This is a genomic window from Micromonospora sp. NPDC047740, assembly GCF_043204735.1.
GTDB lineage: Bacteria > Actinomycetota > Actinomycetes > Mycobacteriales > Micromonosporaceae > Micromonospora.
On record NZ_JBIDCT010000008.1, the window covers coordinates 52,809 to 70,531 of the forward strand.

Annotated in this window: 16 protein-coding genes and 1 tRNA gene; 9 read left to right on the plus strand and 8 right to left on the minus strand. The window is 73.0% G+C overall.

The window, feature by feature from the left end; genetic code table 11:
* Positions 1-15 precede the first annotated feature (15 nt).
* From ACGF4F_RS16375 to ACGF4F_RS16385, 3 genes are all read right to left on the minus strand, one after another.
* Positions 16-1,128 carry an ionic transporter y4hA gene (locus ACGF4F_RS16375; RefSeq protein WP_357439394.1) on the minus strand — a complete coding sequence of 371 codons (1,113 nt, stop codon included), beginning with the start codon at positions 1,126-1,128 and terminating at the stop codon, positions 16-18.
* Positions 1,129-1,251: 123 nt separating this feature from the next.
* A tRNA-Pro gene (locus ACGF4F_RS16380) sits at positions 1,252-1,328 on the minus strand.
* Between the two features lie 73 nt (positions 1,329-1,401).
* Positions 1,402-2,295: a metallophosphoesterase gene (locus ACGF4F_RS16385; protein WP_073837669.1), complete on the minus strand. Its 894-nt coding sequence runs from the start codon at positions 2,293-2,295 to the stop codon at positions 1,402-1,404.
* A 25-nt stretch (positions 2,296-2,320) separates the two neighbouring features.
* Here ACGF4F_RS16385 and ACGF4F_RS16390 point away from each other — a divergent pair, with 25 nt between their 5' ends.
* Positions 2,321-2,776 carry a GatB/YqeY domain-containing protein gene (locus tag ACGF4F_RS16390; protein WP_357439398.1) on the plus strand — a complete coding sequence of 152 codons (456 nt, stop codon included), beginning with the start codon at positions 2,321-2,323 and terminating at the stop codon, positions 2,774-2,776.
* A 59-nt stretch (positions 2,777-2,835) separates the two neighbouring features.
* On the opposite strand, the gene ACGF4F_RS16395 is transcribed toward ACGF4F_RS16390, so the two are convergent.
* Positions 2,836-5,262: a penicillin-binding protein gene (locus tag ACGF4F_RS16395; protein WP_393078011.1), complete on the minus strand. Its 2,427-nt coding sequence runs from the start codon at positions 5,260-5,262 to the stop codon at positions 2,836-2,838.
* Between the two features lie 399 nt (positions 5,263-5,661).
* Here ACGF4F_RS16395 and ACGF4F_RS16400 point away from each other — a divergent pair, with 399 nt between their 5' ends.
* A complete protein-coding gene (locus ACGF4F_RS16400) occupies positions 5,662-5,982 on the plus strand; it encodes a WhiB family transcriptional regulator (RefSeq protein WP_046564004.1) in 321 nt (106 codons plus the stop codon).
* Positions 5,983-6,017: 35 nt separating this feature from the next.
* On the opposite strand, the gene ACGF4F_RS16405 is transcribed toward ACGF4F_RS16400, so the two are convergent.
* From ACGF4F_RS16405 to ACGF4F_RS16415, 3 genes are read right to left on the minus strand one after another with little or no spacing between them, the layout of a single operon-like run.
* Complete coding sequence (locus tag ACGF4F_RS16405; protein WP_073837673.1) at positions 6,018-7,169, minus strand: ArsA-related P-loop ATPase; 1,152 nt, start codon at positions 7,167-7,169, stop codon at positions 6,018-6,020.
* A gap of 54 nt (positions 7,170-7,223) precedes the next feature.
* On the minus strand, positions 7,224-8,201 hold the full coding sequence (locus tag ACGF4F_RS16410; RefSeq protein ID WP_357439407.1) for an ArsA-related P-loop ATPase: 978 nt from the start codon (positions 8,199-8,201) through the stop codon (positions 7,224-7,226).
* A gap of 34 nt (positions 8,202-8,235) precedes the next feature.
* Complete coding sequence (locus tag ACGF4F_RS16415) at positions 8,236-8,958, minus strand: hypothetical protein (RefSeq protein ID WP_393078015.1); 723 nt, start codon at positions 8,956-8,958, stop codon at positions 8,236-8,238.
* Positions 8,959-9,304: 346 nt separating this feature from the next.
* Between ACGF4F_RS16415 and ACGF4F_RS16420 the strand changes: the two genes are divergently transcribed.
* From ACGF4F_RS16420 to ACGF4F_RS16450, 7 genes are all read left to right on the plus strand, one after another.
* A complete protein-coding gene (locus tag ACGF4F_RS16420) occupies positions 9,305-9,754 on the plus strand; it encodes a hypothetical protein (RefSeq protein WP_357439413.1) in 450 nt (149 codons plus the stop codon).
* Between the two features lie 61 nt (positions 9,755-9,815).
* Positions 9,816-9,971 (plus strand): DUF4177 domain-containing protein, encoded by a 156-nt coding sequence (locus ACGF4F_RS16425; protein WP_013736319.1) that lies wholly within the window; start codon positions 9,816-9,818, stop codon positions 9,969-9,971.
* 85 nt (positions 9,972-10,056) lie between these two features.
* Complete coding sequence (locus ACGF4F_RS16430) at positions 10,057-10,518, plus strand: RidA family protein (protein WP_357439416.1); 462 nt, start codon at positions 10,057-10,059, stop codon at positions 10,516-10,518.
* A gap of 129 nt (positions 10,519-10,647) precedes the next feature.
* Entirely contained in the window at positions 10,648-11,439 is a 792-nt protein-coding gene (locus ACGF4F_RS16435; RefSeq protein ID WP_393078018.1) for an MBL fold metallo-hydrolase, read from the plus strand.
* On the plus strand, positions 11,436-15,008 hold the full coding sequence (locus ACGF4F_RS16440) for an adenylate/guanylate cyclase domain-containing protein (protein WP_393078021.1): 3,573 nt from the start codon (positions 11,436-11,438) through the stop codon (positions 15,006-15,008). Before ACGF4F_RS16435 ends, ACGF4F_RS16440 begins: the two co-directional genes overlap by 4 nt.
* A gap of 184 nt (positions 15,009-15,192) precedes the next feature.
* On the plus strand, positions 15,193-15,663 hold the full coding sequence (locus tag ACGF4F_RS16445; protein WP_357439424.1) for a hypothetical protein: 471 nt from the start codon (positions 15,193-15,195) through the stop codon (positions 15,661-15,663).
* Between the two features lie 30 nt (positions 15,664-15,693).
* The gene (locus tag ACGF4F_RS16450) at positions 15,694-17,211 is read left to right on the plus strand and encodes a serine/threonine-protein kinase (protein ID WP_393078024.1); all 1,518 of its coding nucleotides are present in this window, start codon (positions 15,694-15,696) and stop codon (positions 17,209-17,211) included.
* Here the strand turns inward: ACGF4F_RS16450 and ACGF4F_RS16455 are convergent.
* Positions 17,198-17,524 (minus strand): hypothetical protein, encoded by a 327-nt coding sequence (locus ACGF4F_RS16455; protein ID WP_393078027.1) that lies wholly within the window; start codon positions 17,522-17,524, stop codon positions 17,198-17,200. The genes ACGF4F_RS16450 and ACGF4F_RS16455 overlap by 14 nt on opposite strands.
* Positions 17,525-17,723: the final 199 nt, after the last annotated feature.

The window sequence follows — 17,723 nt, forward strand, 5'->3', positions numbered from 1 at the left end:
GGCGGGACGGACCGCTCAGGGGCTGGCCGCCAGGAAGACGAACGCGGCGAGCAGCACCAGGTGCACCCCGCCCTGGAGCACGGTCGCCCGGCCCGGCACCACGGTGAGTACGCCGGTCACGGCGGTGAGCGCGAGCAGCGTCAACTGCGTGCCGCCGAGGCCCAGCAGCAGCGGCCCCTCCAACCAGATCGAGGCCAGCGCTATGGCCGGGATGGTCAGTCCGATGCTGGCCATCGCCGAGCCGAGGGCCAGATTGAGGCTGATCTGGACCCGGTCCCGTCGGGCGGCCCGGGCCGCGGCGAGGGTCTCCGGCAGCAGCACCAGCAGGGCGATCACCACCCCGACGAACGCCTGCGGCAGGTTGGCCGCCGAGACACCCGCCTCGATCGCCGGAGAGATTATCTTCGCGTTGCCGACCACTGCTACCAGCGCCACCAGCAGCAGCGCCAGGCTGGCCAGCGCGGTACGGGTCGACGGGGGATCCGCGTGCCCGTCGCCGTCGGCGTCGACGGCCAGGACGCTTCCCTCGTGGGTGACCGGGATGAAGTAATCGCGGTGCCGGCCGGTCTGCACCGTCACGAAGAGGCCGTAGAGGGCGAGCGACGCCACCGCCGCGAAGGTGAGCTGCGCGGGGGAGAACTGCGGGCCCGGCCGGCTGGTGGTGAAGGTGGGCACCACCAGGCTGAGGGTGGCGAGCGTGGCCACGGTGGCGAGCGCCCCACCGGTGCCCTCCGGGTTGAAGACCGCGACCCGGTGACGTAGCGCGCCGATCAGCAGCGACAGGCCGAAGATCCCGTTGCAGGTGATCATTACGGCGGCGAAGACGGTGTCCCGGGCCAGTGCCGCCGTCTTGTCCCCGCCGCTGATCATGAGGGTGACGATCAGTCCGACTTCGATCACCGTGACCGCCACGGCGAGGAGCAGCGAGCCCAACGGCTCCCCGACCTTGTGCGCCACGACCTCCGCGTGGTGCACGGCGGCCAGGACCGCACCGGCCAGCAGCGCGGCCACCACCGCGATCAACGGGCCGGGCAGCTGGCGCCCCCAGGCGGCCGCGAGCACCAGGACCGCGATCAGGGGTACGAGGGTGGTCCAGTCGGTCAGGCGGGAGCGGATGAGGCCGGGCATGCCATCAACCTTGCCAGGAAAATTGATCATCTGCCCGTGGGCAGGATCGCGTCCTCGGCCACCGGGCCGATGACAGATACGCATCAGGGCCCCTCCACGGAGGGGCCCTGATGCATTTACCTCTGGTCGGGGTGGCCGGATTTGAACCGACGACCTCTTCGTCCCGAACGAAGCGCGCTACCAAACTGCGCCACACCCCGAGGCGTGCCGACAAATAGTAGCCCACCCGCTCCGATGGTCAAACTCGGTACCCCCACCCCGGGCGCGGGCCGATCACCGGGAGATCAGCGTGAGCACGCTCGCCTCGGGCGGGCAGGCAAACCGCACCGGCGCGGTGGGGTGCGTACCGAGGCCCGCCGAGACGTGCAGCCAGGAGTCCGAGCCGGGCCAGCGGTGCAGCCCGCGGGCCATCGAGCGGGGCAGGCCGCAGTTGGTCACCAGCGCGCCGTAGCCGGGCACGCAGACCTGGCCGCCGTGGGTGTGGCCGGCCAGCAGCAGCCCGAAGCCGTCGGCGGCCATCCGGTCGAGCACGGCCGGCTCGGGGGAGTGGCTGAGGGCGATGGAGAGCGTCGTCCCGGAGCTGACCGGGCCGGCCACCGCGTCGTAGTCGTCCCGCTCGACGTGCGGGTCGTCCACGCCGGCCAGCTCGATCTCCCGGCCGCCCGCCTTCAGGGTGGTCCGCGCGTTGTTGAGGTCCACCCAGCCGGCGCCGGTGAACACGTCGCGCAGTTCCTCGTACGGCAGCGGCACGCCCTCGGTGTACTCGCGGTCGGGCAGGAAGTAGGTGAACGGGTTCTTCCAGACCGGCCCGGTGTAGTCGTTGGAGCCGAAGACGAAGGCACCGGGCAGGTCGAGCAGCGGTTGCAGGGCCCGCAACACGCCGGGGACGGCGTCGGGATGCGCCATGTTGTCCCCGGTGACCACCACCAGGTCGGGGTCGAGGGCGGCCAGCGAGGCCACCCAGTCCTGCTTGCGCCGCTGGTTGGGCATCATGTGCAGGTCCGACAGGTGCAGCACGCGCAGCGGCTCGGCGTCGGTCGGAAGCACCGGTACGTCGTACCGCCGCAGGGTGAACAGGTTGCGCTCGACGAGGGACGCGTACGCCAGGGTGGCCGCGCCGGCGGCGACGGTCCCGGCGGCGAGCCGGAATAGTGTGCGCTTTCGCATGCCGTTCAGGGTAGTTTGACCGTCCATGAGCACGCTGAAGGATCGCCTCACCGCCGACATGCGCGCCGCCCTGAAGGCGCGCGACGAGCTGACCACCTCCACGCTGCGGATGGCCCTCGCGGCCGTGGGCAACGCCGAGGTCGCCGGCAAGGAAAAGCGCGAGCTCAGCGACGACGAGGTCCTCGCGGTGCTGACCAAGGAGGCGAAGAAGCGGCGCGAGGCGGCCGCGGCCTTCGCCGACGCGGGCCGCACGGAGCAGGCCGGCAAGGAGACCGCCGAGGGTGAGGTGCTGGAGCGCTACCTGCCGAAGCAGCTCTCCGACGCCGAGTTGACCGAGCTGGTCACCGGGGCGCTCGCCGCGGGCGGCTTCACCGGCAAGGCGCAGATGGGCCCGGCCATGAAGGCGGCCCAGGCGGCTGTGGCTGGCCGGGCCGAGGGCGGCCGGGTCGCCGCCGAGGTACGCCGGCAGCTCGGTCTCTGACGGACGACGAAGCGGGCGGGCACCCCACCAGGGTGCCCGCCCGCTTCGTCGTTGGCCGGTCAGCCGCGCGGTCGTCCGCGGCCGTTGCCGTTGCCGGGCGGCGGGACCGCCGGGCCGCCGGGGCCCGTGCCGGGCTTCGGCTGGCCGGAGCTGACCTCGATCATCACCACGCCGCCCTTGATGGTGCGCCCGTCCGGGCTGGTGCCAGCGGCGGTGCCCGCCGGGCACTCCGACGGGCTCGGGTTGCTGGAGACCACCGGGTCGAAGCCGGCGCCGCGCAGCCGCGACTTGGCGGCGTCGATCGACTGGCACTTCACGTTGGGGATGGAGCGCTGGTCGCCCTTGATGATCTTCCCGCTCGGCGGGGTGAACTCCTTCCGCTCCTTGCCCTCCATGGCGTCCCGCAGCGTCTCGGTCACCGCGGGGTTGATGCCGGTGAGTTCCTTGTGGCCCATTTTCTGGTTGGTCTGCGGCCAGTCCGGGTCGGCCATGATGCCGGCCACCGCGTACTGCTTGGTCATCGCGACCAGCGAGGAGGTCTTGTCCGAGTCGGTGGTGCCGGACTTGCCCGCGACCGGCGCTTTGACGATGCGGTGAACCTCGCCTGCGGTGGCGGTCTTGCACTCAGTGGTCGAGGAGCTGTCGCCCACCGGGCAGCGGGCGGCGTCCACGGCGGCCCGGGCCACCTGGGTGTCGATCCGCTGCTCGCAGCGCGGGTTGGCGATGTCCAGCTTGTCGCCGTCCGGGTCGCGGATCTCCTCGACCGGGATCGGCTCGCAGTACTTGCCGTCGGCGGCCAGGGTGGCGTAGGCGTTGGCCAGCTCCAGCGGCGTGGTCTGCGAGACGCCCAGGCTGAACGCACCCCACTGGTGGGCGTCCGCAGCGAGCGCGGCATCGTCGGAGGAGCGGAAGGTGATGCCGAGCTTCTCGGCGGCCTTCACCACGTTCTCCGCGCCGACCTGCTGCTGAAGGGGGATGAAGTAGGTGTTGACCGAGAAGCCGAATGCGCTCCACATGTTGTGCACGCCGGCCATCGACTTCGAGGCGTTCTGCGGGCAGTAGAAGTGGGTGCCCGGGCAGGCGGCCTTCGAGCCCTGCTTGATGATGTAGTCGGACTTGAAGACCGGCTGCGCGTTGATGGTGTAGCTGAGCGGGATGCCCTTCTCCAGGGCCGCCACCAGCGTGAAGATCTTGAAGGTCGAGCCGGCCTGGTAGCCGTTGGCGCCGCCGCCGCCGGTGATCAGCGGGTTGACCGTGTTCGGGTAGGTGCCCCGGATGCCCTTCTTGCGCTTCTTCGGGTCGCTGCTGAGCTGGTTCTGCGGATGGTTCGGATCGTCGAGCTTGAAGTTGCGGTTGACCGCGATGGCACGGACCTTGCCGCTGCCGGGCTCGACCACCGCCACCATCCGGGCGGCCTTGCTGTTCACGCTCAGGTGGTTGCGGACCGCCTTGTCTGCGGCCCGCTGCGCCTGCACGTCCAGGCTGGTCCTGATGGTGTAGCCGCCGCTCTTCAGTCGGCGCTCGCGGTCGTACGTGGTGGCGCCGAAGGTCTCCTGCTGCAACCACCAGCGGTAGAAGTAGTCGCAGAAGAAGCCCCAGCTCTGCGTGTTGGCGGCGACGCAGCCGTTCGGAGCGCGCTTGTCCTTGACCACCAGCTTGATCTTCTTGGCCTCGTCGGCCTGCGCCTGGGTGATGGCGCCGATCTGCACCATGTTCTGGATGACGTAGTCGCGCCGCCCGACCGCCTCCGTGTAGCCGGACTTGGTGGTGGGGTCGAACGCGGTCGGCGCCTTCACCAGGCCGGCCAGCAGCGCCGACTCCTGGATGTCGAGCTTGCTCGGCGGCTTGCCGAAGTAGGTCTGGCTCGCGGCGAAGATGCCGTACGCGCCGTTGCCGAAGGCGGCGATGTTCAGGTAGCGCTCCAGGATCTCGTCCTTGGAGAACTCCTTGTCGACCTGCATGGCAAGCGACATCTCGCGCAGCTTGCGGGCGCTGGTGTCCTCGGTCGCGGCGACCACGTCAGCCGGGTGCGTGGCCGAGTACGAGATGGCCAGCCGGACGTACTGCATGGTCAGGGTGGACGCGCCCTGCCGGGAGTTGGCCCCGGAGCTGTTGTTGACGAAGGCGCGGGCGACGCCGTTGAGGTCGACGCCGTTGTGCTTGTAGAAGTTGTGGTCCTCGGCCGCGATGATGGCCTTCTGCATGTAGGGCGAGACGTCCTTGAGCTTGACCTCCTTGCGGTACTCGTCATACATCGCGGCCAACGCGGTCTTGCCGTCGGCGGCGACCAGAACGGTGGCCTGCGGGGACCGGGCCACGGTCAGTTCCTTGGGCAGCGCGCCAAAGGTCTCGGCCCCCGCCTTGGCGGCCAGTCCGGACATCGCCACTGCGGGGAAGGCCGCCGCCGCGACCACCACGCCGGCCAACAGGCCACAGATGAGTAGCGATGCGGCGTTGGTCAGCACATTGTGGTCACGTTTCCGCATCCAGGTCACCTCGACAGGGTACGCGAGTAGGGAATGAGGGGCGCGCGGGGAACTTTCCCCATTTCCAGCACGCGCCGGCCTCGTTGTGCTAAACGCACGAACCCTGGTGGGTGGTTGCGTGGACCCGCAGAAGTCTCCCCCGAAAGGGGGAGCCGCGCAGCGTTTTCACGTACTCGGGTGGGGTAGACGGCGGGCGAGAGCCCGGGAAGCCGGGAGTGTCCGGAATGATGGATTTCGCCGACAACGTTGCGTAATCAGGTGACTACACAGCATGATGGTTGGCGGCGACAGAGCCGCATGTCGTCCGTGCCGCCCTGGGGAGGCAGGCCGGACGACCGGGGGGAGTTCGACGGCTGGTCGCGTGACGTCGGTAGGTACTGCAAGGGGGGACGTTTACACATGGGCATGATCACTGACTGGCCGTCACTGGCGGCGTGTCAGAACGGTGACCCGGATGCGTTGTTCGTACAGGGCGCTGAACAGAACGTGGCGAAGCGGATCTGCCGGAGCTGCCCCGTGCGGTACGAGTGCCTGGCCGACGCGCTCGACAACCGGATCGAGTTCGGGGTGTGGGGTGGCATGACCGAACGCGAACGCCGGGCGTTGCTGCGCCGTCACCCGCAGGTGACCAGCTGGCGGAAGATGTTCGAGGCGGCCATGAAGAAGAACGCCAAGGAGAAGGCCGGCAAGGACAAGGTCCTGGTGACCACCGCGAACTGACCGCCGCGCCGTCCGGCCCGTCGGTCACCCGCGGCTCACCGTTGGCTGATCGCCTCGCCGATCGTCCGCAGCCCGTCGACGTCGTGCACGTCGGCGGGCTGCGCCGTCACCGACACCGTCGGCACGGCCGGGAACGCCTCGGTGAACCGGGCCGCCACCCGCTGCTCGCGTACCGCCTGCTGGGCCAGCGCCGCGTGGGCCCGCAACACCTCGACGGTGCCCTCGTGCCCGCCGGCGTCCTCCAGCCGGGCCGCGGCGGCCCGGCTGTCGGCCGCGCTCAGCTCCGGCACCGCCGGCCGGTGCACCCGGTTGAGCACCAGGCCCGCGAGCGGCATGTGCTCCTCGCGCAGCCGGCCCGCGAAGTAGGCGGCCTCCCGCACCGCGTCCGGTTCCGGCGCCGCGACCAGCAGGAACGCCGTCTCCCGCGCCTGCAGGATCCGGTACGTCTGCTCGGCCCGCTGCCGGAAACCGCCGAACATCGAGTCCAGCGCGGCGACGAAGCCGGAGAGGTCGGTGAGCAGCTGCGCCCCGAGCACCTTCTGCACGGCCTTGGAGAACATCCCGAAGCCGGCCGTCACGAAGCTGAACATGCTCCGCCCCCCGCTCCGGGCCGGGGCGAGCAGCAGCCGCAGCATCCGGCCGTCGAGGAACCGGGAGAGCCGGGCCGGCGCGTCCAGGAAGTCCAGCGCCGAACGGGACGGCGGGGTGTCCACCACGATCAGGTCCCACTCGCCCCGGGCGTGCAGTTGACCCAGCTTCTCCATCGCCATGTACTCCTGGGTGCCGGCGAACGTGGAGCTCATGGCCTGGTAGAAGGGGTTGGCGAAGATCTCCGCCGCCTTCGCCGGATCGGTGTGCTGGAGCACCACGTCGTCGAAGGTGCGCTTCATGTCGAGCATCATGGCGTGCAGCTCGCCGCCGCTGGCCTCGACGTCGATGCCCTTGACCTGGCGCGGGGTGTTGTCCAGTTCGGTCAGGCCGAGCGACTGGGCCAGCCGGCGGGCCGGGTCGATGGTGAGCACCACCGTCCGCCGGCCGTGCCGCTCGGCGGCCCGCAGCGCCAACGCGGCCGCCGTGGTGGTCTTGCCCACTCCGCCCGCCCCGCAGCACACCACGATCCGTACGCCGGGGTCGGCGAGGATCTGGTCGACGTCCAGCGGTGGCGCCGCGTCTTCGGAAGGCACCAATCGAGCGTATCGGTCTTCCGGGTGTCTCTGCTCCGTGCCGGCCGCAGGTGTGAGTCAATCCGCCCGGACGAGCGCCTCGGCCAGCGTCTCCAGTCCGGCCCGGTCGACCCCGTCGGGGAGCAGCGGCAGCTCGGTCAGGGGCAGCCCCAGCTCCACCAGGTCGCCCCGGAGCGAGTCCTCCAGCTCCCGGCGTACCTGCTGGTCACGCGCCTCGCCGGTGAGGGCCGCGACGGTGCGCGCGTCGGTCGGCAGGCCGGCGGCCGCCAGCCCCCGCTTCAGCTCGGCGGAGGTCACCGCGCGGCCGGTCGGCACCGGCGGCCGGGCGCCGTTGACGATCACCCGGCCGACCGGGAAGCCCAGCTGGGTCAGCTCGGCGATCGCGTCGACCGTTTCCTGGACCGGCATCTCCTCCAGCAGTGTCACCACGTGCACCGCCGCCATGGGCGAGCGGAGCAGCACGGCGACCCCCTCGCTCTGAGTCTTGATCGGGCCGACCTTGGCCAGCCGGGCGGTCTCGGCGGTGACGTTGAGGAAGCGGCCGATCCGCCCGGTCGGCGGCGCGTCCAACACCACCGCGTCGTACGCCCGGCGCTGGCCGTTGGTGCGGGTGGTCGCCTCCTTCACCTTGCCGGTGAGCAGCACGTCCCGCAGGCCCGGGGCGATGGTGGTGGCGAAGTCGATGGCACCGAACTTGCGCAGCGCCCGGCCGGCCGCGCCCAGCTTGTAGAACATGTCCAGGTACTCGAGGAGCGCCTCCTCGGCGTCCACCGCCAGGGCCCGCACCTCGCCGCCGCCCCGGGCGTCGGTCAGGTGCCGCTCCTCGTAGGGCAGCGGATCGGTGCCGAAGAGCTGGGCGATACCCTGCCGCCCCTCCACCTCGACCAGCAGGGTGCGCCGGCCGCCGGCGGCCAGCCCGAGGGCCAGGGCCGCGGCCACGCTGGTCTTGCCCGTACCGCCCTTCCCGGTCACCACGTGCAGGCGGGCCGGCCATGCGGTGCCGGCCGGTTCGGCCGGGTGCTCAGCTGCTGCCACCCGTTGAGCTTAGAGCGCACGCCGGCCGCCCGGCTCAGGCGACCTCGCAGACCCACCAACCCGTCTTCTGCACCACGGTGAAGCGCAACTCCTGGTCGGCCACCTTCTCGTCGGAGGTGGTCATGGTGACCTTGGTGGTCACCGTCGCCCGCTCCCCGGTCTGGTTGTCCACCTTCGGCGTGGTCCAGCGGAACCGGGGGTTCTGGTACTGCGTCGCGTACTTCTGCACCTCGGCGACCTTGGCGGCGATCTTCTTGTCGTCCCGCGCGGCGGAGCAGACGAAGGTGGCGGCCTTCCGGGCGTCCTGGTCCTTGTAGACGGCGGTGAGGAAGCCGTTCACGGCGACCGCCGGCTCCTTCGCGCCCTGCCCCTGCTCGGCTTTGCGCAGCGTCAGGAACGCGGCGGTGCCGCCACCGCCACAGAGCAGGATCGCCGCGGCCAGCACGATCGAGGTGATCAGCAGCCCGCGCCGCTTCTTCGGAGCCGCCGGCGCCGGCGGTGGCGGGTAGCCGGGCGCCGGCTGTGGCGGGTAGCCAGGCGCCGGCGCGGGGAAGGCCCCCGGGCCCGGCGGGGGGTACGGCCCCGGGCCCGGCGGGGGGTACGCCCCGGAAGCGGGCGGGGGGTACGGCGCGGGGAATGCCCCGGGGGCCGGCGGGGGGTACGCCGCCCCGGGAGGCGGTGCGGCGCCGGCGGGCGGCTCCTGGTGGGACGGACCGCCGGGAGAACCGGCGGCGCCACCGATGGGCGGTTGGGTCATGTCATCCCCCGGGGTGCGGCGCGCCGCCGCCCCGGGCAGCGGACACGTGGACCAGCGTGGTGGGCGAGCGCTGGCGCCCGTCCAGATCGGAAGGGTAGCGGTCGATGGGCGCCTTGCCTGCCCCGCGTACCGGCCCGTCGCCCGCACGAGCGGGTCGGAGGCGGTCCTGCCGTCGCATTTCAGTCGAGAGATGTGTCGCATATGTGACTGAACGTGATCGCGCCTGCGCGTCCCGTTGCTGGGACTGCCATCAGGTCCTACGTTCGTCGCGACGCGGGACCGGTGCGGCGGTGGGTCCGAGCCGGATGGTGCTGACGGTGAGCAGGTACGACGCCCGGAGGATCGCATGCGCGACGCGGAGAACACCCCTCGAGCCCAGTTCGTCCCCGCTGACCGGGTGGGGCGGCCCGGTGATGCCGACGGGATCGGTCTGGCGCTGCCGTTCAACGAGCGGTCGTACCGCCACCCGGCCGAGGCGCTCCGCACGCTGGTCCGGTCAGGCGACCGGGTTCGGGACGAGGAGGAGCCCGGGTACGTCATCCACCTGCCGGTCCGGGTCGCCGACCTGGCGGCGGCCACCGCGCTCGCCGGCACCGTGGCCACCTCGCTCGGCTTCCTCAGCGAACTGGACGCCGGTGAGACGACGGTCTCCACGGCGGACGACCAGAACAACCGGCACCGCGTCTTCTGCGACCTGCCGCTGCCCGACCGGTCCCGTTGCCCCCAGCCGTACGAGCACGAGGGTCCCTGTGGCGAGCCGCCCTCGACGCCGGGGCAACGTCCGGCGTCCCGCTGACACCGGCGGCCCGTAGGCTGTGCCTGACCGAGTCCACGCCAGGCAAGGAGGCCTCAACCTGATGCAGAAGTGGGAATACGCCACGGTCCCGCTGCTGGTCCATGCGACCAAGCAGATCCTCGACAACTGGGGCGAGGATGGCTGGGAGCTGGTCTCCGTGGTTCCCGGCCCGAACCCGGAGCAGCTGGTCGCCTACCTCAAGCGACCGAAGGCGTGAGCGGCATGAGCGAGCGTAGCGAGCGAATCATCGGTCTCAGCGCGAAGTCGGCTCATGCTGACGCCGAGCGGAGCGAGGTGGCGGCATGAGCAACGGACCGCACGCGAAGCTCGCCGAGCTGGGCCTGGCCCTGCCCGAGGTGGTGCCGCCGGTGGCCAGCTACGTGCCGGCCGTCCAGTCCGGGCAGCACGTCTATGTCTCCGGCCAGTTGCCGATGGCGGAGGGCAAGCTGCTCGCCACCGGCAAGGTCGGCAACGGCGTCTCCGCCGACCAGGCGAAGGACCTGGCGCAGCGGTGCGCGCTGAACGCCATCGCCGCGATCGACTCGCTGGTCGGCCTGGAGAACGTGGTCAAGATCGTGAAGCTGACCGGCTTCGTGGCCAGCGCGCCGGGCTTCACCGGCCAGCCGGGCGTGATCAACGGTGCCTCCGACCTGTTCCTCGCGGTCTTCGGCGAGGCCGGCCGGCACGCCCGCAGCGCGGTCGGCGTCGCCGAGTTGCCGCTCGACGCCCCCGTCGAGGTCGAGGTCATCGTCGAGGTCGGCTGAGCCGCCGCTCACGCTCCGTCCCCGCGATCTTGCTGGTTCCGGCCCAGCGAAAGCCGTGAACGACCACAAATCACAGGCCGGAGCTGCAAGATCGCGGGGAGCGGCGGGCGGGGTCGTACGATCGCTGCCATGGGCGGGCATGTGACCGGGGCGGCAGGGGCGCTCGCGGACGAGCTGCCGGGTTGGGTGACGCTGCTGCGCGCCCCGAACCCGGGGCCGATGACGCTCGAGGGCACCAATACCTGGGTGCTGCGCGCCCCCGGTGCCGAGCACACGGTCGTCGTCGATCCTGGCCCGGCCGACGAGGAGCACCTGGCCGCGATCGCGTCGCACGGGCCGGTCGGGTCCGTGCTGATCACCCACGGGCACCCGGACCACACCGAGGGCTCGGCCCGGCTGCACGAGCTGCTCGGCGGCGCGCCCGTCCGCGCCGCCGACCCGGCGCACACCATCGGCGGTGAGCCGCTGACCGGGCCCGTCGACGGCTCGGGTCTGGAGATCCGCCTGCTGGCCACCCCGGGACACACCGCCGACTCGGTCTGCTTCCTGGTCGAGCACGGCGACGAGCGGGTGGTCCTCACCGGCGACACCATCCTGGGTCGGGGCACCACCGTGGTCGCCCACCCTGACGGGCACCTCGGGGACTACCTGACCAGCCTGGAGCTGCTGTCGACGTACCGGGGGGTGCCGGCGCTGCCGGGGCACGGCCCGGCGCTGGCCGACTGCGGCGCGGCGGCCGACTTCTACCTCGCCCACCGCCGGGCCCGGCTCGACCAGGTCCGCGCGGCGGTCGCGGCGGGCGCCACCACCGCGCCCGAGGTGGTCGCGAAGGTGTACGCCGACGTCGACCGGTCGCTCTGGTGGGCCGCCGAGTGGTCGGTCCGCGCGCAGCTCGAGTACCTCGGAGTGGAGCAGCCGTGACCTGCCCGGTGTGCGGAACCGTCGCCGTACCCGGCGCGCGGTTCTGCCACAACTGCGGGGCTGCGCTGCCGGCCGCCGCGACGCTGCCCGCCGCCGAACGGCGGGTGGTCACCGTGCTCTTCGGCGACCTCTCCGACTTCACCTCCTGGTCCGAGGACCTCGACCCGGAACGGGTCGGCGCGGTGACCGACCGGGTGCTCGCCGCCCTCGCCGGTGCGGTCAAGACCTTCGGCGGCCACGTCGACAAGCTCACCGGCGACGGGATCATGGCGGTCTTCGGTGCGCCTGTCGCGCACGAGGACGACGCCGAGCGCGCGGTCCGGGCGGCGCTGTCCATGCAGCGGGCCGTCCGCCGGGTGCTCGACGACGAGCGGGGCGGCGGTGCGCCGCTCGGCCTGCGGGTCGGGCTGAACACCGGCGACGTGATCGCCGGCATCCAGGCGGCGATCGAATACACCGTCATCGGCGACACGGTGAACACCGCGGCCCGGCTCGCCGACGCCGCCGCGGTCGGTGCGGTCTACGCCGGTGGACGGACCGCCGCCGCCACCCGGCACGTCGCCTCCTGGCGGGCGCTGCGCCCGCTGCGGCTCAAGGGCAAGCGCGAGCCGGTCGAGGCGTACGAGCTGCTGGGTCTCCTGGACGCGCCGGGCACCCGGTCCGGTCTCGGCGACGAGGCGCCCTTCGTGGGCCGGGAGACCGAGATCGGCCGGGTCGCCGGCCGGCTCGCCGAGGTGATCGACCGGGGTGAGCCCCGGGTGCTGCTGATGACCGCCGAGGCGGGGATCGGCAAGTCCCGGTTCGCCGCCGAGGTGGAACGCCTCGCCGCCGGCTACGACGTGGGCGCCGGCCGGTACGCCGCGCACACCGGTGCCCGGGTGCTCTCCGTACGCTGCGCCGCGTTCGGCGAGCGGCGGCGGCTCGCCCCGCTGGCCGATCTGGTCCGGGCCGCGGTCGGTCTGCCCAACGACGCCGCCACCGCGCTCACCCGTCCGGCCGTGGAGGAGCGGCTGCGCCGGCTCGGCCAGCGGCTCGGCCGGCTTCCCGGCGACCTGCCCCCGCTCGCCGTCGACCAGCTCCTCGCGCTGCTCGGGTACGCCGAACTCCCGCCTGCCACCGGTAACGGCGAGTGGAACCCGGCCGCCCCGCCGCCGGACGCCGAGGCGGTGCCCAACGCGGTCACCGGCCTGCTCAGCGCGCTCGCGGTCGAGGCGCCACTGGTGATCGTGGTGGACGATCTGCACGACGCCACCGCCGAGACCGTCAACGCACTCGGCGTGACCCTCAACCGCCTCACCGGCCCGGTGCTGGTGCTGCTGCTCGGCCGTCCGGAGCTGGTGCGTACCGCCGGCGCGCTGACCCGGGTCGCGGACGCCGAGGTGCACGCGCTGCCGCCGCTGCGCGGTGCCGACGCGGCCCGGCTGCTCACCAGCTACCTGGGGGGCGGGAAGCTGCCCCCGGCCGACGCCGACCGGCTGCTGGCCACCGCCCAGGGCAACCCGTTCTACCTGGCCGAGCTGGTCACCCTGCTGATGGAGCGGGGCGCGCTGACCGCGGGCGCGGACCGGGACATTCCCGGTGGCTGGCGGCTGGCGCCCGGCTCGCTGGGCAGCCGGCTGCTTTCCCGGGACCTGGCCGCCGTGCTCGCGGCGCGGATCGACGCGCTGCCGGTGGATGCCCGTTCGGTGCTGCGCGACGCGGCGGTGGTCGGCGACACTGTGCCGGCCGGCACCCTGGAGGCGCTCCGCGAGCAGCGCACCGGGCGCGACGGCCGCCCGGCGGCGGTGGTCGCGGTCGAGCTGGAGCGGGCCGTGGAGGAGTTGCTGCAGCGCCGCATGCTGCACCGCACCCGCACCGGCTTCGCCTTCGCCACCCCGCTGATGCGCGAGGCCGCGTACGCCGGGGTGAGCAAGGCGGAGCTGGCCGAGCGGCACGCGGCGCTGGCCCGCTGGGCCGCCCCGGAGAGCGCCGACGGCGCCGCCCTGCCCGGTGGGTTCAGCGAGGCGGCCCGGGACGACTTCGTGGCCGAACACGTGGCGCGGGCCGCTGCGCTCGCCGACGCGGTGAAGCTGCGCCCCGACGCGCCGGCCCGGGCGGTGGCCCCGCTGGGCGTCGCCGCGCTCGGCCGGGCCGCCCGCCGCGCGCTGCGCTCCGGCGAGCCGGCCCTGGCCGTCGAGTACGCCGAGCGCGCCGCCGAGCTGGCCCGCGACGGCGTGCCGCTGGCCGACCAGGTGGTGCACGCCCGGGCGTTGCTCCAGGTCGGCCGCCCCCACGACGCGCTCGCCTTCGCGGAGAAGATCGCGGCAAACACCGGCGACGCGGCCACCCGGGCCGGTGCCCTGCTGCTCGCCGGGCAGGCCCACCAGACCCTCGGTGACCAGGCCCGGACGGAACGCTGCTGGCAGGAGGCCCTTCAGGTGGCCACGGCGGCCGAGTTGCCGACGATGCGTGCCTCGGCGATGCGCCGGCTCGGCATGGCCGACTTCGTCGCCGGCCGGCTCGGCCAGGCGAGTAGCCGGCTGGCCGCCTCCTACCAGGTCAGCCTCGCCGCGAAGGACCCGCGCGGGCAGGCCTGGTCGTTGCAGAACCTGGCCTGGGTGACCACCACCCGGGGCGACTTCGCCGGCACCGACGCGGTGCTCGGCCGGGCCGCCCGGCTCTTCGCCGAGCTGAAGGACCCGTACGGCCGGGCCTGGCTGCGCGGCACCACCGCGTTCGCCCGGCTGCTCGCCGGCCGGCTCCGGGAGGCCTGCCGGATGGCGCAGGTCTTCCTCCCCTTCGGCGAGCGGGTCGGCGAGGCGTGGGCGGTCGGCACGCTGCGCGCGGTCGAGGCGTACGCCACCGCGGAGCTGGGTGAGCTGGCCGAGGCGGACCGGGCGGCGCGGCGCGCGTACCGGGACTTCGCCGAGGTCGGCGACGACTGGGGGCAGGGCTTCGCCCTGGTGGTACGCGGGGTGGTGGCACGCGGGCTGGGCGAGCCGGAGCACGCCGCCGACCTGCTCACCGACGCCCTCGCGTACGCGGGGCGGACGTCGCACCCGCTGCTCACGGGGATGGCGGGCACGCTGCGCGGGTTCGTGGCGCTGGACCTGGGCGACTGGGAGACCGCCGAGCAGGCGGCCCGGTCGGTGCTCACCACGGTGGAGCCGCACAACCCGCAGGCCCCCGCTCAGGTGGCGCCCCGGGTGCTGCTCGCCCTGGCCCGGCTCGCCGACGACGATCCGGCGACCGCGGTGGGGCTGCTCGCCCCGGTCGCCACCGCCGCCGCCCACACCCCGTCGCTGCTGTTCTCCCGCCGCCAGACCATGGCCCGGTACGCCTCCGCGCTGCTCGCCCACGGCCAGCCGGTGCAGGCGCTGGACTGGGCGCAGCGGGCGGTCGCCGCCCCGGCCGAGGACGTTCGCAGCCAGGTGATCGGGGCCTGCGTGCTGGCCGAGACGCTGGCCGCGTGCGACCGTCCGGCCGAGGCGCTGGCCAGCGCCGAAGAGGCGGTACGCCTGGCGTACGCCACCGAGCAGCGCAGCGAGCGGGCGCTCGCCGACGCCCTCCTCACCCGCCTGACCCCCTGACCCACCCACGCTGAGGTCCGCGCAGATTCACGGAAAACGCGCCACGCTCCCCGTGAAGCTGCCGCTACGTCCGGGGCGGAGCGGGCAGTTTTGGCGGTTTCGGGGATGTGGGCGGCGGGGCTGGCGGCTAGCCTCGGTGGCCGAGGAGGCCGCACACGTCGGCGGTCGCGGGTGGGGAGGACTCATGAGGCTGCCGCGCTCGGGCGCCGGCTGGACGATGGCGGTCTTCGGCGTGCTGGCGCTGCTCCTCGGCGCGCTCGGGCTGATCTGGCCGGAGGCGCAGCTGCGCATGCTGGGCTTCGAGGTGCCGGCCGAGCGGGCCCCGGGTGACTACACCGGCACGTTCCTCACCGCGTCCTCGATGGCCTCGTTCAACATGGGGGTCTACTACCTGCTCGCCGTCGCCACCGAGTGGCGGCCGTTCTACCGGTTCACGGTCTGGTTCCGGCTGGTCACGTTCACCGTCTTCAGCATCGCCGTGCTCTCCGACGTCGCCCCGGACCGGTTCTTCGGGGTGGCCGCCTGGGAGGGGCTGGGTGCGGTCGCGACCGCGGTCGGCCTCCGGTGGGACGCCCGGCGGGCGGCCGCCGCGGGTGGCCTGGACGATGACGCTGCCGGCTCCGGCCCCGTGCCGGCGGCCGACGCGGTGCGCTGAGCGACCCGACTGGTTGGGTATTTTCGAGTCGTGACCGAGACCCCGCCCGGTGCCCTGCGGCTGCCAATCGTGCCCGGTCTGACCGACTTGAGGGTATTTGCCCGGGGCGGCTACGCCACCGTCTACCGGGCCACCCAGATCTCGGTGGGGCGTGAGGTCGCGGTCAAGGTGGAGAACCGCACGCTGGACAGCGAGCGGGACCAGGCACGCTTTCTGCGCGAGGCGCGGGCGGCCGGCAAGATGTCGTCGCATCCGCACGTGGTCGACCTCTTCGACGTCGGGGTCACCGTCGACCAGCACCCGTATCTGATCATGGAGCTCTGCGACGGGTCGTACGCGGAGCGGATGCGTACCTCGCCGCTGGGCGCGGTCGAGGCGCGGGACCTGGGCGTCAAGATCGCCGACGCGCTCGCCCACTCGCACGCGGCCGGGGTGCTGCACCGGGACGTCAAGCCGGCCAACATCCTCTACTCCCACTTCAATCCGGCGGTGCTGGCCGATTTCGGGCTGGCGGTGCTGGCCGAGGTGCGGGACGCCTCGGTCACCCTGGAGGTGCTCACCCCGGCGTACGCGCCGCCGGAGATGTTCAACCACAGCCCGCCGACGCCCGCGGTCGACGTGTACGCGCTCTGCGCCACCCTCTACGCGGTGATGCACGGCCGGCCGCCGCGCTGGCAGTCCGAGCGCAACCCGAGCCTGGTCACCGTGCTGGAGATGTTCCACCAGCCGATCCCCGGCCTGCCCGGGATTCCCGACGAGCTGATCGACGTGCTGCGGCTCGGCATGTCCAACGACCCGGGCGAGCGCCCGTCCGCCGTGGAGTTGGGCGGGATGCTCGCCGCGCTCCCGCTCGACCCGGGCGCCGCCCCGGTCAGCGGCGCCCCGATCTCCGCGTTTCCGGTCAGCGGTCCCGGCACCGGCCGGCCGTACACGGTGGGGCGCAGCGGCGGGCCGAGCCCGCGCCCGCCGGCGGACGACGCCCACCCGACCGTGCCCACGCCGGGCCGCCGGTGGCGGCGCCGCTGGTTTCTCGGCGGCGCGGGGGTTCTCGCGCTGGCCGCCTCGGCCGGCGCCGGGGCGTGGCTGGCCGGCGGCCCGCCCGTCCCGCTGGCGTCGCCCACGCCGGCGGTCAGCGGGGTCATCGACGCGGGCAAGGTGCTGCCGGGCTGCGCGGCCGGCGGGGTACGGCTGCCGGCGGGCGCCCGCTGTGCGTCCGAACTGGAGTGTTTCGGACCGGTACGGCTGCGCCGCGACCGGGCCGAGGCGGACCGGGTGTCGTGCGACGGCCAGCACACCTGGGAGACGTACGCCGAGGGTGATCTGCCGGCGACCCTGGCCGGGGCGGGCCACCACGCGGTCACCGCCGACCCCGCCGTTCGGCAGGTCTGCAATGTCAGCACCTTCCGCCTGGTCAGCGGCATCAACCAGGCGGCCGGGTGGAACCTGGAGGTGCTGCCGCCGTCCGACCAGGACGGGGACCGCACCTACCGTTGCCTGGCCGGGCAGGGCGTGAACGCGCTCGCCGTGCCGACCCTCACCGGTCGCTGAGCCCGTTCACCGTCCGATGTTCCCGGACCTCCCGGGGATCGAGCGCCTCCAGCGTGTCGGCGTCCACTGCGTGCCCACCGAGTGCCGGCGAGTCCTCGGTCGGGGCGCCGTCGCCGCGGGCCTGCCGCGGGGCCTGCCGGGCGGCGGCCACCGCCACGCCGGCGATCATCCCGAGCACCACGCAGAGCAGGGCCAGGATCACCGACCGGATGCCCGCGGGGCGCCACACCACCAGCGTCACCAACGCCGCCACCGCCGCCAGGGACGCGACGAGGGCCTTCACCCGCGCATCGGGCTTCGGAAACGAACTCACCCGACAAGCATGACCCAAGACCACCCTCGCAAGAGGACGGCGGGAGCGATAAAAGCGTCGATCGAGAAAATTTCGTTACATCAATCGGCAATTTGTCTGTTCAGTCCGCGTTTGACGGGCAGCCTGCGTTGGCGGTGATCCCTAGAGTGACGGGGGTCGAGGTCACCTTGACAGATCCCGTTCCCCACCGGAAGGCAGC

Bases quoted from the DNA above. Each gene is read 5' to 3' on its own strand.
- ACGF4F_RS16375 (WP_357439394.1), bottom strand. From the start codon at position 1,128: ATGCCCGGCCTCATCCGCTCCCGCCTGACCGACTGGACCACCCTCGTA.
- ACGF4F_RS16385 (WP_073837669.1), bottom strand. From the start codon at position 2,295: ATGCGAAAGCGCACACTATTCCGGCTCGCCGCCGGGACCGTCGCCGCC.
- ACGF4F_RS16390 (WP_357439398.1), top strand. From the start codon at position 2,321: ATGAGCACGCTGAAGGATCGCCTCACCGCCGACATGCGCGCCGCCCTG.
- ACGF4F_RS16395 (WP_393078011.1), bottom strand. From the start codon at position 5,262: ATGCGGAAACGTGACCACAATGTGCTGACCAACGCCGCATCGCTACTC.
- ACGF4F_RS16400 (WP_046564004.1), top strand. From the start codon at position 5,662: ATGGGCATGATCACTGACTGGCCGTCACTGGCGGCGTGTCAGAACGGT.
- ACGF4F_RS16415 (WP_393078015.1), bottom strand. From the start codon at position 8,958: ATGACCCAACCGCCCATCGGTGGCGCCGCCGGTTCTCCCGGCGGTCCG.
- ACGF4F_RS16420 (WP_357439413.1), top strand. From the start codon at position 9,305: ATGCGCGACGCGGAGAACACCCCTCGAGCCCAGTTCGTCCCCGCTGAC.
- ACGF4F_RS16425 (WP_013736319.1), top strand. From the start codon at position 9,816: ATGCAGAAGTGGGAATACGCCACGGTCCCGCTGCTGGTCCATGCGACC.
- ACGF4F_RS16430 (WP_357439416.1), top strand. From the start codon at position 10,057: ATGAGCAACGGACCGCACGCGAAGCTCGCCGAGCTGGGCCTGGCCCTG.
- ACGF4F_RS16435 (WP_393078018.1), top strand. From the start codon at position 10,648: ATGGGCGGGCATGTGACCGGGGCGGCAGGGGCGCTCGCGGACGAGCTG.
- ACGF4F_RS16445 (WP_357439424.1), top strand. From the start codon at position 15,193: ATGAGGCTGCCGCGCTCGGGCGCCGGCTGGACGATGGCGGTCTTCGGC.